The sequence below is a fragment of the Amycolatopsis pigmentata genome (assembly GCF_042684065.1).
In the GTDB taxonomy this organism is placed as follows: Bacteria; Actinomycetota; Actinomycetes; order Mycobacteriales; family Pseudonocardiaceae; genus Amycolatopsis_E; species Amycolatopsis_E pigmentata.
Map to the genome: position 1 here is coordinate 40876 of NZ_JBHUKR010000007.1, position 14023 is coordinate 54898.

At 68.0% G+C, this 14023-nt stretch carries 12 protein-coding genes; 3 read left to right on the forward strand and 9 right to left on the reverse strand.

The genetic code is table 11. The features are described 5' to 3' along the window. Positions 1-30: 30 nt before the first annotated feature. Complete coding sequence (locus tag ACFSXZ_RS13125; RefSeq protein ID WP_378264872.1) at positions 31-2007, reverse strand: protein kinase domain-containing protein; 1977 nt, start codon at positions 2005-2007, stop codon at positions 31-33. A gap of 244 nt (positions 2008-2251) precedes the next feature. Here ACFSXZ_RS13125 and ACFSXZ_RS13130 point away from each other — a divergent pair, with 244 nt between their 5' ends. Both ACFSXZ_RS13130 and ACFSXZ_RS13135 read left to right on the forward strand, forming a co-directional pair. Next, a complete protein-coding gene (locus ACFSXZ_RS13130) occupies positions 2252-3112 on the forward strand; it encodes an aggregation-promoting factor C-terminal-like domain-containing protein (protein WP_378264874.1) in 861 nt (286 codons plus the stop codon). 211 nt (positions 3113-3323) lie between these two features. Next, positions 3324-4457, forward strand: a complete 1134-nt coding sequence (locus tag ACFSXZ_RS13135) for a hypothetical protein (protein WP_378264876.1) — start codon at positions 3324-3326, stop codon at positions 4455-4457. Between the two features lie 11 nt (positions 4458-4468). On the opposite strand, the gene ACFSXZ_RS13140 is transcribed toward ACFSXZ_RS13135, so the two are convergent. Beyond that, complete coding sequence (locus ACFSXZ_RS13140; protein WP_378264878.1) at positions 4469-4825, reverse strand: VOC family protein; 357 nt, start codon at positions 4823-4825, stop codon at positions 4469-4471. A gap of 361 nt (positions 4826-5186) precedes the next feature. Here ACFSXZ_RS13140 and ACFSXZ_RS13145 point away from each other — a divergent pair, with 361 nt between their 5' ends. Beyond that, entirely contained in the window at positions 5187-6101 is a 915-nt protein-coding gene (locus tag ACFSXZ_RS13145) for a hypothetical protein (RefSeq protein WP_378264880.1), read from the forward strand. Here the strand turns inward: ACFSXZ_RS13145 and ACFSXZ_RS13150 are convergent. The 7 genes from ACFSXZ_RS13150 to ACFSXZ_RS13180 all read right to left on the reverse strand — a co-directional run bounded on the left by ACFSXZ_RS13150 (position 6052) and on the right by ACFSXZ_RS13180 (position 14023). Beyond that, positions 6052-7359: a cation:proton antiporter domain-containing protein gene (locus tag ACFSXZ_RS13150; protein WP_378264882.1), complete on the reverse strand. Its 1308-nt coding sequence runs from the start codon at positions 7357-7359 to the stop codon at positions 6052-6054. The two genes, ACFSXZ_RS13145 and ACFSXZ_RS13150, sit on opposite strands and share 50 nt — an antisense overlap. A gap of 58 nt (positions 7360-7417) precedes the next feature. Beyond that, positions 7418-7924, reverse strand: a complete 507-nt coding sequence (locus tag ACFSXZ_RS13155) for a flavin reductase family protein (RefSeq protein ID WP_378264884.1) — start codon at positions 7922-7924, stop codon at positions 7418-7420. Positions 7925-8049: 125 nt separating this feature from the next. Then, on the reverse strand, positions 8050-9606 hold the full coding sequence (locus tag ACFSXZ_RS13160; RefSeq protein ID WP_378264886.1) for a tryptophan halogenase family protein: 1557 nt from the start codon (positions 9604-9606) through the stop codon (positions 8050-8052). Positions 9607-9674: 68 nt separating this feature from the next. Next, positions 9675-9908: an acyl carrier protein gene (locus ACFSXZ_RS13165; RefSeq protein WP_378264888.1), complete on the reverse strand. Its 234-nt coding sequence runs from the start codon at positions 9906-9908 to the stop codon at positions 9675-9677. A 40-nt stretch (positions 9909-9948) separates the two neighbouring features. Continuing rightward, on the reverse strand, positions 9949-10959 hold the full coding sequence (locus ACFSXZ_RS13170) for a beta-ketoacyl-ACP synthase III (protein ID WP_378264890.1): 1011 nt from the start codon (positions 10957-10959) through the stop codon (positions 9949-9951). Then, positions 10956-12749 (reverse strand): type I polyketide synthase, encoded by a 1794-nt coding sequence (locus ACFSXZ_RS13175; RefSeq protein ID WP_378264892.1) that lies wholly within the window; start codon positions 12747-12749, stop codon positions 10956-10958. The genes ACFSXZ_RS13170 and ACFSXZ_RS13175 overlap by 4 nt, the downstream gene beginning before the upstream one ends. Continuing rightward, the gene (locus ACFSXZ_RS13180) at positions 12749-14023 is read right to left on the reverse strand and encodes a flavin-dependent oxidoreductase (protein ID WP_378264894.1); all 1275 of its coding nucleotides are present in this window, start codon (positions 14021-14023) and stop codon (positions 12749-12751) included. Before ACFSXZ_RS13180 ends, ACFSXZ_RS13175 begins: the two co-directional genes overlap by 1 nt.

Here is a 14023-nt window from a genome sequence, read left to right on the forward strand (position 1 = left end):
CCGGTTCTCGGACAGATGATCGCGCGAGGGCTACCAGTTGACGGCGTCGAGGGCGAGGACGAGGTTGCCCCTGCCGGTGTTGTCGATCTGGAAGCCGATGCCGTGGATCGCCATGGCGGGGACGGTGAAGGTCACGGTGGTCCAGCCGGTGCCGCGCAGCGTGATGGGGGACTGGAAATGGTTGTGGTAGCCGGTGTCCTGGACGAACGGCCTGACGTCGCCCTGTCCCTGGCCGCTGTAGTAGAGGTGCAGGGTGACCATGCTGCCCGGGGCCAGGCCGGGGATGCGGTCGGTGCCGATGGCGCACGCGTCCGAGCCGCTTCCGGCGGTGAGCAGCAGCGAGTGAGTGCCGTCGTAGGCAACGCTGGTGGTCACGCTGTGGGAGAGTTTGTCACCGCCGTAGAACGCGCTCCAGTCGTCGTCGCCGTCTTCGAAACTGACCCGGGCCGACGGCACGGACGCCGCGCCCACACCGTCGCCGCTGCCGCCTCCGTCGCCCCCGCCGGGGCCCGGGGCGGAGCCGCCGTTTCCTTGCGCGTCGCCGTGCCCGTCGGGTGGTGCTCCGGTTTGGGGTGACGGGAGAGCCCCACCGGGTGGTGCGGTCGGTGCGGGCCCGGGAGCCGTGGCCGATGCGGGAGTGGTGGTGGCCGACGGTGGGGTTCCCCCGGCTGCGTCGGGTGGCGCCGGGTGCCCGCCGGCCTGGTGGGTGCCGCCCGTGGTTTCGGTGAGGACCCCCGCGGTCGCCACCACTGCCGCGACCACCACGGCAGCGGCCATGGCCACGCGGCGACGGGTCAGGCGCGGCGGGTGTGGCGGGAGGTGCCGGGCCAGTTCGGCGGCCACCGCCGGAGGCGGCCACCCCTGCGGCAGGGTGGCGGTCGGGTCGAGTCGCGCCACGAGTTCGGCCGGCGCGGGACGCTGCTCGGGGTCTTTGGCCAGGCAGTCGCCGATGAGAGCGCGCAAACTCTCGTCGTCGATGCCGTCCAGATCAGGTTCGGCGTGGACGACACGGTAGAGGCTCGTCTCGGCGGGCCCCTCGCCGAACGGGGGTTTCCCGGTGGCGGCGTAAGTGAGCAACGCGCCCAGTGAGAACACGTCGGACGCCGGGCCCACCTCGCCCCCGGTGGCCTGCTCGGGGGCCATGAACGCGGCGGTGCCCACCGGGGCGCCGGTGCGAGTGAGGTGGCTGGCGTCGGCGGCGCGGGCGATCCCGAAGTCGATCACCTTCGGCCCGTCGGCGGCCAGCAGGACGTTGCCCGGGTTGAGGTCGCGGTGCACGATCCCGGCGGCGTGGACCGCCCGCAGGCCCTCCGCCACGGCGGCGGCGATCCGCACCACCGCCTCGACCGGCAGCGGGCCGTGCGTGGTCACCGTCTCGCGCAACGAGGGGCCCGCGACATAGGCGGTGGCCAGCCAGGGCCGGGCCGCATCGGGGTCGGCGTCGATCACCGGCGCGGTGAACAGGCCGTGCACCGCGCGCGCCGCGTCGACCTCGCGCCGGAACCGCCGCCGGAACTCGACGTCATCGGCGAACTCGCCGCGCAGCACCTTCACCGCCACCGCCTGCTTGCCCGGGGTGTGCGCGAGATACACCCGCCCCATCGCGCCCGTCCCCAACACACCCTGGAGCCGGAACGGCCCGGCCCGCCGTGGATCCCCGTCCTGCAGCGGCGCGAGGACCGGCTCGGCCACCCGCTCGAGTCTGACAGCGCTTTCCTCACCATGGTCGCCGCTGGCGAGCAGCGACACACGGGTGGCGTGCCAGCGCTCCCGCCACTCGTCTTCGTCCTGGCCGCAGGCCCGGACGATGGCCAGGACCACGTCCACGGTGGGCAGCCGGCGGCCGGACAGCGCGTCGGACAGCGTGGAGCGCCCTACATGCGCCGCCTTTTCCAACGCGCGCAACGACTCGAACTTCGTATCGGCCATCCGGCGCAACTCGCACACCAGGTCCCGCAAAGCGGGCGGTGCCGCCGGATCGACCGGCCGCCGTCGAGCAATCCCCACAGCCCCTCCCACCGTTGTGCGCCGACCAGGAAACACCACCGGCGGCCGGGCCGCCATCGGTTTGGCCCCGGTTCGGACCAATCGCGGACCAAACGGCGACCGCGATGTCCGGACCTCGTCCGGACGCTGTCCGGATCCCTGGTCGGACGGTGGCGGCGATGGCTTCATCGAAGGTGCGGCCACGCGGATTTCTCAGGGTGCGGGTCGCGGCAGGAATCCCGGTTGAGTCTTCTGGGGGAAGTCGATGAACACGATGCTGTCGGCGCCGCTGGCCAGATCCGCCTCGCGCGGGCTGTGGCAGCCACTGCGCCGCCTGGTGCGCGGACGCGCCCGGCTGCTCATTGCCGGGCTGCTGCTGGTGGGCACGGCCGCCGGACTCCTGGTCACCCTCCAAGCCACCACCACCACCGCGGCGCCCACCGTTTCCCCTGCTCCCAGTGTTTCCCCTGCGCCCGCCGCGTCCGCACCCGCCGCTCCGCCACAGACCACCGCGCCTGCCACGCCTGCCCCGGCCCCGCCTGCTCCCGCCCAGTCCGCATCGACAGTCACCCTCCATCGCGGGGACACCCTGTGGGGTCTGGCGCGCCGGTACCGCACGACCGTCGCCGAACTGCAGCAGCTCAACCAGCTCGGCCACTCCACCCTGATCCGCGCCGGCGCCGCACTGCGCATTCCCGCCGATCCGGTGGACCGGCCCGCCCCGCAGCCAAGGACCGCGGTCGCGTCCCCAGCGATCGGGACCTCGGCGGTGACGTCCAGCCACCCACTCACGGCGGCAACCGCCCAAGACAACGGCGCGCGCCAGGCGCAGTCCGCGCCACTGAGCGGCGTGCAAGCCACGGCCCAGGCGGTGTTCGGCTCCCAGTACGGGTGCGCGGCCAACATCATCACCCGCGAATCCGGCTGGAACCCCCACGCCACCAACCCCGACAGCGGCGCCTACGGCCTAGCCCAAGCCCTGCCCGGCTCCAAGATGGCCCGCTCCGGCCCCAACTGGCGCACCGATCCTGCCACCCAGCTGGCCTGGATGCGCGACTACGTCACCGCGCGTTACGGCGGCGCCTGCAACGCCTGGTCCTTCTGGCAAACCCACCACTGGTACTGACCCACGGCTCTCAGCCGACGTTCACCCGTACATCTCGTTTCTCGGAAGGAGCATGATGTTTCCCGCTCATCCGCTGCTGATCATCCTTGCGGCAGCGCTCGCCCTCGCCGGCGGATGGTGTTTACAGCAAGCAACCCGCACCACGGCGCCAGCCGGGTCCCCGCTCCCAAAATCTCGACCACAAGGTCCGGCCCGACGACGACCGCCAGCCGTGGCGCTGGTCGCTGCCGCGCTGATCGCGGCCCTCACGATGACGCTCTCGCCGATCGCGACCCCGGCCGCTTCGGCGAGTACCTGCCTGCCCAACACCGTAAACACCGGCGGAATAAGCCTGCACCTGCCGGTCAACTGCCCTCCCCCCGTCCCCGGCAAGCCGACCACCATCAAACCAACCACCACGCCACCCCTTGACGTCAACAAGCTGAAACTCCACATCACAACGCCGACGCCACTCACCCGGACACTGAGCAGCGCCAAACGAGACCAGACGACCAGGGACAAGGGGCCGGGGCCGTCGCCGGACCCGTGTGTGGTGAACCCGAAAGCCTCCGGCTGCACACCAGCCATCAAAACCGGAACGACGATTCCGAACCCGTGCGTGATCAACCCGAAGGCCTCCGGCTGTGCCACCACGAAGGACAAGACCTTCGTTCCCAACCCGCCGTGCATAGCCAAGTCAAGCTGCGGCACGACCAAGGACACGACCGCCGCCCCGCCCAACCTGTGCGCGGTGGGGGCGAAGGTTTCCGGCTGTGGCAAGGGCAAGGAGAGCAAGTCGCGGGTCACGACCAGCAGCCAGTCCGGCTGCGGACAGCTCGCCGCCGGTCCCGGCCTCGTCGAATCCGCATGCGGATCGAGGACCAACGTCGGCACGACGCCAGATCTGACAGCACAAGGCAAGAAAGGCAAAAAAGAGAAGAAGCGCGAAGGGCAGAACGCGAGCAACGAGCAGACCGATCCGCCGATCGACTCGTGCTCCAGCAACAACCAGCAGGCGCGGAAGCTGCTGGTGGAGACCATTCTGAGACTTCTCCTGCTCAGCCAGTCCGTGGCCTCCATGAACAGCGACCTGTTGTTCCCCAATCAGTACCTGAAACTCCCCCTTACCGATTCAACCGCCCAGTGGATCATCAACTCCCAGAGGGACCGGAAAAAGCTTTCCATGTGGTTGGGAGAAGAGCAGTACCCGTCCTTCGGAGGGGACCAGCCGGACGAACTGGTCAAGCAGATCCGGAAGCAGGCAGAGTGCGTGCCGCAACTCCCACGGAAGGGGATGCGCACACAGGACAGCCACAACGGGAACAGCGACCTCAGGAACTGGCCGAATTCCACCGGACGACGGTGAGGACCGGGTGGTCAGTCGCGAGGGGACAGGACGCAGAACTCGTTGCCCTCCGGGTCGGCGAGGACGACCCAGGGATGGCGTTTCTCGTCCGACAACACGGTCGCTCCGAGCGCGACCAGACGGTCGATCTCCGCGTACTGGTCACCGGATCGCGGTGCGAGGTCGAGATGCAGCCGATTCTTGCCTGCTTTACCTTCGGGCACCGGCTGGAACAGCAGCGGCGGCTCACCGTCCAGTTGTCGGTATTCAAGTCCGTCGGCGTCCGTCCAGCGGCGCGGCGCCGGGTAGCCGAGCGCCGCGCGCCAGAACTCGGCAAGGAGGTCGGGATCGGCACAGTCGACGACGATGGCGAGCACTCGGGCGGTCATGGCTCCGAGGTACCCCGGCCGGGGCCCGGTCACACACTTGCCCACCGGCCTCCGCTGCTGATCAGCGAAGACCTCGACAGCCCGGTCTCCGGGTCCTGGTCCCGGGAAACAATTTTGTCCACCGGGGAAGATGTCCGAGCGATGCTTTTCCGGAAACGGAAGCAAGCCGCACGCCGGAACCAGATGACCGACCGCGTAGGGGTCGAGAGCGGGACAGGGATCGGCCATCCGGCCGATCCCTGTCCCCATTCCGCCGGGTTTCTCCCCCAGCCGATCGGAATCGACCGGCTCATCGGACGATGTCCTGAATCCTTTTCCTGAATAGCTTCGGTTCGCTCACATTTCCGGCGGAGGTGGACCGTTGTCGAAGCAATCCGTACAGGCGAAGGTGTTCGTGGGGATCGCCGCGATCATCGTGGTGGGATGCCTGGTGACCGTGATCGTCCTGAGCGGCGGATCCGGAAGCGCGGGGTGGCGCGCCGCCTGCGGATCGGCTCCGGCCGCGACGGCGGAGAAGCACGCGAGTGCCATCACCGAAGCCAGGAAACCGTTGCTGAGCAACGGGAACAGCCCTCATCTCGGGATCGAGGTCGTCAATCTCGACGCGTGCGCGGTGGAGGTGGACTGGAAGGCTGACGAGGCACAGCCCACCGCGTCCGTGGTGAAACTACTCATCGCGCTCGACCTGATGGACAGTTCCGGGGTGCCCTCGGGCAACGAAGCGACGGCCGTCCGCGACATGCTCTCGGCGAGCGACGATCGCGTCGCCAACCGCCTGTGGGAAGAGCACGGCGGGCCGGCGATCGTCCAGCGGCAGGCGGAGAAGCTGAAGCTCGCGCACACCTCGCCTCCGGGCGACGCCGGCCAATGGGGCTCCACCCAGATGTCGCCCAGTGACGTCATAACGGTCTACCGGCACATCACCGCGGGGCTGCCCGACGACAAACGCGACTTCGTGACCGAGGCGATGGAAAGCGCCCCGCGCAGCGCCGCCGACGGTTTCGACCAGTACTTCGGGATTCCGCGAGCCTTTCCCGGTACGGCATGGGCGGTGAAGCAGGGTTGGGGCAGAACCGACGGCCGACGGGTGCTCAACACCACCGGTCTGGTCCGCACCGCATCCGGGACCTTCGCCGTCGTGGTGATGGGATCGTGGAACGAAAGCATCGACTGGACCACCGCGACCGCGGCACTCACCAGCGCCACCGCCGCGCTCAAGAGCGCACTCACCGCCGACGGCGCATCGAAGGGCTCACTCGCCGCCAGCGGCGGCTGAACCCCGCAAAGGTATTCCGGGCGCCAGCCGCCGCCACGCTTCTTTGTCTCCCCAGCCCCACGTCGGCAGCCACCTCGGTGGACGGAAGAACAAGACGCAACAACAGGCCGGTCATCGCCGTGGTGACCAGCGCCATGACCACCAGCATCGAGTAGAGCGCGCGGTCCAGCAGGCCCAGCTGACTCCCCACGGTGAGAATGACCAGCTCGGTGAGGCCGCGCGTGTTCATCAGTACGGCGAGTACCCTGGCCTCGTTTCGCGGCACACCGCTCGCTCGTGCCGCGAGCAACGTGCTCACGAATTTTCCGGCCGCCGCCACGACAACGATCAGCGCGAGTTCGCCAAGACCGCCGTCGCCGATCGCGGTCAAATCGACCTGCAGGCCCGCGATGACGAAGTACACCGGCAGGAACAGGACATCGGCGACTCCGCGCAGACGTTCCCGGAGGATCGTCCCGGTGATCTCTTTCGGCATGACGACGCCAGCCAGAAAGGCCCCGAAAATGAAGTGTAAGCCAATCCATTCGGTGAACGCGCTCGAAAGGAGCAATGTCCCCAGCGCGACCGTGACAAGCTCACCTTCGCTCCGGTTCCGCCGGGACCGCGCCGCCAGGAGTGGCCGTGCGACGAACCACAGGAAACCGGTATAAGGCACGACGAGTACGACAGACCACGAGGATCGGCCGCTGCCACCGACCAGGGCAACCACGACCGCGAGCATGACCCAGGCAAGGATGTCGGCCAGCGCGGCACACGACAGCGCGAGCTTGCCCAGTGGTGTCCGAATGATTCCGTGATCGGTGAGAATCCTGGCCAGCACGGGGAAGGCGGTGACCGACAGAGCGACCCCCATGAACAGGACGAGGCCTGTCCGGGAGGGCGCCGGGTGCGAATGGACAAGGGTGAGGGCGAGCAGGCAACCCAGGCCGAAGGGCACCAGCATCGAGGCCGACGACACCAGGGCGGCGGCCTTACCCGTGCCGCGCAAGGGGTTGCCGTCGAGTTCGGAGCCGACCAGGAACATGAACAAGGCAAGCCCGATGTCGGCCAGCCCAGCGAGATGTGGACGGATATCCACGGCGACCAGCGCGTCGCCGACGGCACCGTGCAGGAGCAGCGGACCGAGGACGATCCCCGCGAGGATTTCACCGATCACCTTGGGCTGCCGCAGCAGCCGTGCCAGCGCACCGAACAATCGCGTGAGAACGAGGATCGCGGCCAGCGCCAGCATCAACAATACGACGTGCTGTGACGTCATTTCGCTCGCCACCGATCGGCGGAATCCCTATCGGCGTGGAAGACCGATCGACGCGGATTCACGGGCCGGGCCATGGCCGGAAATTCCGTCGGCCGTACAGCAGCGGGCTGTGGCCTTGGTGTTCGGTGACGCGATAGGGCTGTCCGTAGACGACTTCGTGGTCACCGACGCGATCGTGCCGGCCGACCCGGCAATCGGCGATGGAATGGGCGTCTTCGAACAGATGGGGACCGGCCGCGTCGAGCGGTTGTTCCCAGCGGACATGGTCGAAACGGTGACGCGAGGAGGATCCGAACAGTTCCGCCGTGTCCTGCCCGAGCGCGTGGAGCAGATTCAGGGCGAAATGACCGCTTTCCAGCACCGCCGCCAAGGTCGGGCTCCCCACGCGAAGGCTGAGCAGCAGGGTCGGAGGCTCGAGGGTGACGCTACAGACGGACGAGCACGTCATGCCCCACGGCCGGCCGGTCAGGTCCGTCGTGGTCACGACGGCGACGCCGGTCGGGAAGCCCCGCATCATGGCGCGGAATTCCTCGGCCGTGGCGACGCGGGTCTGCGAGTCAGTCATGGGGCACCTTCCTCAGACGTCGGCGACGGTTGCGCGCCGGCCGGAACGGGCAGCGGCTGGAGGTCGTGACCGGCACGACCTCCAGCGCTGTGACCACGTGCGAGTGGCATGACTTCGGTGAACGATCACGCACCGCGCATGGCGGCGAAATACTCGTACTGCGACGGCAGAGTGTCGACAAGGTGCCGTGCCTTGTCGCGGATCGCGGCGAACTCCTTCTGGGCCGCCGTTTCGTCGGTGAGGCTCAGCGCCGGCGAAGGCCGCAGCGGGATGGCGCCGGTGCCGAGCAGGATGCACATGTAGGAGTAGGGCGGCAGGCCGTGGTAGTACGGGAAGACGTTTTCGCTGTCGGGCAGCTGAACCTTCCAGCGCTCGATCCGCTCGGCCAGTGCGTCCGGGACCTCGCGGGTCTTGGTGTCCTTCCAGTACTGCGTGTCGTCGCGTCCGGCGCCGAGGTAGTGCACCACGAGAAACTCGCGGACGCCGTCCATCACGTGCGCGACGGCGGAGTTGTAGGCATCGCGCAGCTCGGGCCGCCAGTCGGCGGCCGGGAAGTGCTTGACCAGCTGCTCGATCGCGTGGTGGATGAAGAAGATCCCGGTGGACTCGAGCGGTTCGACGAATCCGCTGGTCAGCCCGATGCCCACGCAGTTGTTCTTCCACGACTGCGCGCTACGGCCGATCCGCATCCGGATGTGGTTCGCCTCGACCTCGGCCGCCTCCGGGCCCACGAACTCGCGCAGCGTGCGTTCGGCTTCTTCGGGAGTGCAGTAGTCCTTGGCGTAGACGTAACCGGTGCCGATCCGCCCGAACAGCGGGATCGTCCAGATCCAGCCCGCGTCGCGGGTGGTCGCGGTGGTGCACGGACGGATGCCCACCTTCTTCATGTCGAGCGGGACCTGCAGGGCGACCGCGCTGTCGTTCGGAAGAGTGTCCTGATAGGACACGAAGGGAACCTCCAGCGCCTTGTTGAGCAGCATGCCCCGGAACCCGGTGCAGTCGATGAACAGGTCACCGTGCAGCTCACCGTGCTCCTTGGTGAGGACGTGGTCGATCCAGCCACGCTCGTCGAGCCGGACGTCCTCGACCTCGTCGACGATGTGCCGCACGCCTCGGTCGGTCGAGTACCCGGTCAGGTACTTGGCCAGCAGCGCGGCCTCGAAGTGGTAGGCGTAGGGGAACTGCGTCTTGCCCTGGTGCTCGGACATCGTCAACCCGACGGGCTCCTCGGCGCCCTCGACGAAGTCCTGCTCCAGCAACGATCCGTTCAGGTAACGCGGGCTGCGTCCGGCGTCGCACAGCGAGGCCATGACGAAGCAGTCCTTGTCGAAGCGGTCGGTCGGCCCGGACTGCAGCCACCAGTCGGTCAGCGGGAATCCCTTGACCGAACGCATCTGCTCGAAGGGATGGTAAAAGTGGTGGCCGGGCCGGCGCCAGTCCTGGAACCGCACCGCGAGTTTGTAGGTGGCGTTACACGCCGGCATCCAGTCCTCTTCCCTGAGGTCCAGGAATTCGAAGAAATGCCGGATGTCGCTGAAGGTCGCCTCGCCGACACCGATGGTGCCGATCTTGCCGGACTCGACGAGCGTGACCGAAATCCGGTCGGCGAACGCCGCCTTCAGGTACGAGGCGGTCATCCAGCCCGCCGTACCGCCACCGACGATAACCACATTGTCGACCATGAATAGTTCCCATCTCCGTGTCGGGGTTGGTGCTCTTCACGCGCGGTGGGGCGGTTTTCGCCCCACGTTCAAACGCCTGCGGTTTCGATCATGCGCAACAGGTCGGCCACCGTTTTCGCCCGGAAGATCTCGTCCTCGTCGACTTCCACGGCGAAGGTCTTGCGAAGCGCCAGAGCGAGTTCGAGCCGGCTGATCGAGTCGACGTCGAGGTCGTCCAGGGTGTCTTCCCGGCGTATTTCTCCGGGGTCGATATCCGACCACGTGGCCAGCACGGTGGCCAGCTTGGGCAATGCACTGCTCATGGACTGTTTCTCCCTAACATCGAGGAAAGGACAGGGATGTTCAGTTCGGCGGAAGCACCGAAACCTTCGGCCAGCACAGAAGCCCGGCTCCCCAGGTCAGACCGCCGCCGAACGCCGTGATCAGCACGCGATCACCGGCGTTGAGGGAATCGCTCGCTGCGGCGTCGGCCATGGCCAGGGGAATGGAGGCGGCGGAAGTGTTCCCGACCCGGTCGATGTTGACGGCGAGCCGTTCCGCCGGAATGTCGAGTTGACTCGCCAGCGTGTTCAGGATCCGGATGTTCGCCTGATGCCCCACAATCCGGTCGACCTCCGCTGGTTCGACCCCGGCGGAACGAAGCACGCCGGCCGATGCCTCGGCCATGCTCGTCACCGCCCTGGTGAACACTTTCTTGCCCTGCATCGTGAAGTGTGGGTTGACCCAGGCCGGGTCGTCCGGTTCGGACCGCTGCCGGGCACCGCCCCCAGGGACCATGATGAGGTCGGCGCCCTCGCCGTCGCTGCCCAGCACGAACTCGCCCACGGCCCCGTGTTCTGCCTGGCTGCCCGCGCGGAGCACGACGGCACCCGCACCGTCGCCGAACAAGGGAAAGGTTCCGGGGTCGGCCGGGTCCAGAATGGTCGAATACGTGTCAGCGCCGATGAGCAGGATGCTCGCGGCCGCGCCCCCTTTGATCATCGCCGAGGCGACGGCCATCCCGTACGCGAAACCCGTGCACACCGCGTTGAGGTCGAAGGCGGGTACACCGCGCAAGCCAAGGCGGGCCGCGACGGCCGGGGCCGTGGCCGGTAACGGATGATCCGGTGTCGTGGTGGCCAGCAACACGAAGTCGACGGTGCTCGTGCCGGCGGATTCGAGTGCGCGCCTGCCTGCTTCGACGGCGAGATCCGAGGTGGCGGTTCCTGGTCCGGCGACATGCCGTTGGCGGATGCCGGCGCGCCGCTGGATCCATTCGTCGGTGACGCCGAGCCGCGCGGCGAGTTCCTCGTTGGTGACCACCGTGGGCGGAACCCATGCCCCGACGCCGGTGAGTACGGCCGCGGTGGTCATGCCCCGCTCCCGGCCATCACCGCGGGCTCGACCGGGTCGAGCCAGTAGCTACGGTTCTGCCACGGGTAGGTGGGCACGCGGACGAACATGCCACCCTCTTCGGTCACCTCGTCCCACGCGACCGGGAGGCCTCGCACGTAACCATCCGCGGCCGCGGCCAAATCGCCGGAGTGAACGGGCGGAGTGTGGTGGTCTCCGGTCACTTCGCCGACATGGACATCGGTGGCCGTTTCGTCGGCGAGGAAGGATTTGAGCTTCTTCGCCAGGTCGTCGTGTGACGTGACGACAACGGCTAGCCGGTGGCGATGGTGCTGGCGCCGGGCCGCCGCGGTGTGGCAGAGGTCGCGTAGGTCGAGGTCCGCCCCGGTGCCTTCGACGAAATCGGCATACGCCCGCGCGAGGTCGTCGAGAGCCGGCCGGGTGCGCGCGGACAGCACCAGCAAATGCTCTCGGTCCGTCTCGGGTTCCGCGCGCCGTGGTGTCCAAGCCGGGTCAGCGGCCTGCACGACGATGTGGGTGTTGACCGACGAGATCCCCTGGCCGCTGATTCCGGCAATGGGGAGCCGCCCACGGTCGGGAAGGGTGGTCGGCTCCTGTGGCACCACCAACGGAAGCTCGCTCCAGGCGATCGCGGGATTCGGGTTGTTGTGGTGGAGGCTCGGCACGACCTCCCGATGCTTCAGGCACAGCACGGTTTTGATCAGCGCGGCGATTCCCGCGGCGCCTTCGGTGTGACCGATGTTGGTCTTGACCGAGCCCACGAAGCAGGGATGACCGGGTGAGCGTCCGGCACCGAGAACCTCGCCCAGGCCCGCGAACTCGACCGGGTCGATCATCGGGGTGCCCGTACCGTGCGCCTCGATGAAGTCGACGTCGGCGGGATCGACACCCGCGTTCTCGTAGGCCCAGCGCAGCATGCTGACGTGGCCTTCCACCGAAGGGGCGAGTACCGACCCGCTGGTGGCACCGTCGTTGCCAACGGCGCTTCCCCGGATCACCGCGTGGACCGCGTCACCGTCGGCGAGAGCGTCGGCGAGCGGCTTGAGCACGACGACCCCGACACCGTCGGACGGTGCGAACCCGTTCGCCGTGGCGTCGCCGAACTTGCACCGGCCGTCCGGGGCCAGCATGCGAACCTGGGACAGCAGCACGTCCTCGTCCGGGGTGAGTTTGAGGTTGACGCCCGCGGCCAGCGCCAACGTCGTCTCCCCCGCCCGGAGGCTCTGGCAGGCGAGGTGGATCGCGACCAGCGACGACGAACAGGCAGTGTCCAATGTGATGCTCGGGCCACGCAGGTCGAACGCGTAGGAAATCCGGCCGGACAACATGCAGCGGTAGTTGTAGACGGCGGACGGGTTGAGCGCGTCCAGCCCGCGGCGCGCTTGAAGGTCCCAGTAGTCGGTGTGCATGCTGCCGACGTACACACCGGTCCGGCTGCCGGCCAGGCGATCGGGTGGTAGCCCTGCGTCTTCGAACGCCTCCCAGGTGGTGGTCAGCAGCAGACGCTGCTGCGGGTCGAGGTTTTTCGCTTCGCCCAGGGACATCTCGAAGAACTTGGCGTCGAACAGGCCCGGGTCGCTCAGGTAGCCCGAACGTTTGCTGATCACCCGGCCCGGTGCCGGCTCGGCGGAGTAGAGCGATTCGGCGTCATAGCGGTCGGCCGGGGTTTCCGTGCTCGCGTCGGTGCCGGCGCGCAACAGCTCCCACAACTGTTCCACCCCATCGGCCCCGGGAAACCGGCACGCCATCCCGATGACCGCGATGGCCTTTCGTTCCTGTGCGGGATCCATCAGCTTTGCCTCGATTCCGTTTTCGCTCGGGTGTGGACCGGCTGCTGGGCATCGACCGCGGCGACGTCGAAGCGGCCGGTCGCCGCGTATCGGTTGGAGATCTCCGCCAGTTCGGCCGCCGGAATGACGTCCTCGATATTCGTGAAACCATTCGGGGCGCGTTGATGGGCGATATCGATGACGATCTCCGGACCCATCCGGCGATTGCTCGCCTGCAGGCCGGCCGTTACCGGACGCCGTTGATCCTCGTAATGGCGCAGGGCCTCGCCGGGGTCGTCCCCGGTAGCCAATGCCTTGGCCAGTACCTGGGCATCGACGATGGACTGGGTCGCGCCGTTGGAACCCATCGGATACATCGCGTGCGCCGCGTCGCCCAGCAAGGTGATGTGCCCGAACGTCCACTGTGGCAGCGGGTCCCGGTCGACGATCGGGTACTCGTGGACCTGGCCGGCACCCGCGAGGATGGTTCCGACCTCCAGCCAGTCGAAACGCCATTCCCCGAAATGCCGCAATACCTTCGAAACCGGGACCTGGCGATGCCAGTCACCCCTGGCCGACGGATCGTCGTCGTCCCACGGACGGCCGGTCACCCAGTTGACCAGCACCCGGCCGGATTCCGGATCGCGGGAAATCGGGTACAGCACCACGCGCTGACGATCGTCCCCGGTCACGATCATCGAACTGCCGGTCAGGAATGGTTCGGTCCAGGTCGTTCCCCGCCACATCACCATTCCATTACCCGGAGGCGGCCCTTCGTCCGGGTAAAGTCCCGCACGCACGGCGGAACGGATGCCGTCCGCCCCGACGACCACATCCGCCACCATCGAGGTCACCGCGTCGGCGGCGCGGCTGTGCAGGTCCAACGCGACCCTGTTCTCCGCCGCCGGGCGGCACCGCAGCAGGCGGGAGTCCAGCACGATCGACTCGTGACCCAGCCGGGAGCGGACCGCGTCGGCCAGCACGGACTGCAGGTGGCCGCGATGGATCGACCATTGCGGCCACCGGTGTCCGGCCGAAAGCCCGCGCGGCTCACTCCAGATCAGGTCGCCGTGACGGTTGTACAGCGCCAGTTCGGCGGTCCGGATGACATTCGCGGACAGCCGCTCTTCAAGGCCGAGTTCACACAGCACGCGGACGGCGTTGGGCAGGATGTTCAGCCCGACGCCCAACGGCCGGAGCTCTCGCGCGGTTTCGACGACGCGTATTTCGGAGAAACCGGCGGCGTGCAGGCACAGTGCCGTAGTCAGGCCACCGATTCCGGCGCCCACGATCAC

Excerpts from the sequence above, each read along its gene's own strand:
- ACFSXZ_RS13150 (WP_378264882.1), bottom strand. The coding sequence starts at position 7,359 with ATGACGTCACAGCACGTCGTATTGTTGATGCTGGCGCTGGCCGCGATC.
- ACFSXZ_RS13160 (WP_378264886.1), bottom strand. The coding sequence starts at position 9,606 with ATGGTCGACAATGTGGTTATCGTCGGTGGCGGTACGGCGGGCTGGATG.
- ACFSXZ_RS13140 (WP_378264878.1), bottom strand. The coding sequence starts at position 4,825 with ATGACCGCCCGAGTGCTCGCCATCGTCGTCGACTGTGCCGATCCCGAC.
- ACFSXZ_RS13175 (WP_378264892.1), bottom strand. The coding sequence starts at position 12,749 with ATGGATCCCGCACAGGAACGAAAGGCCATCGCGGTCATCGGGATGGCG.
- ACFSXZ_RS13165 (WP_378264888.1), bottom strand. The coding sequence starts at position 9,908 with ATGAGCAGTGCATTGCCCAAGCTGGCCACCGTGCTGGCCACGTGGTCG.
- ACFSXZ_RS13155 (WP_378264884.1), bottom strand. The coding sequence starts at position 7,924 with ATGACTGACTCGCAGACCCGCGTCGCCACGGCCGAGGAATTCCGCGCC.
- ACFSXZ_RS13130 (WP_378264874.1), top strand. The coding sequence starts at position 2,252 with ATGAACACGATGCTGTCGGCGCCGCTGGCCAGATCCGCCTCGCGCGGG.
- ACFSXZ_RS13170 (WP_378264890.1), bottom strand. The coding sequence starts at position 10,959 with ATGACCACCGCGGCCGTACTCACCGGCGTCGGGGCATGGGTTCCGCCC.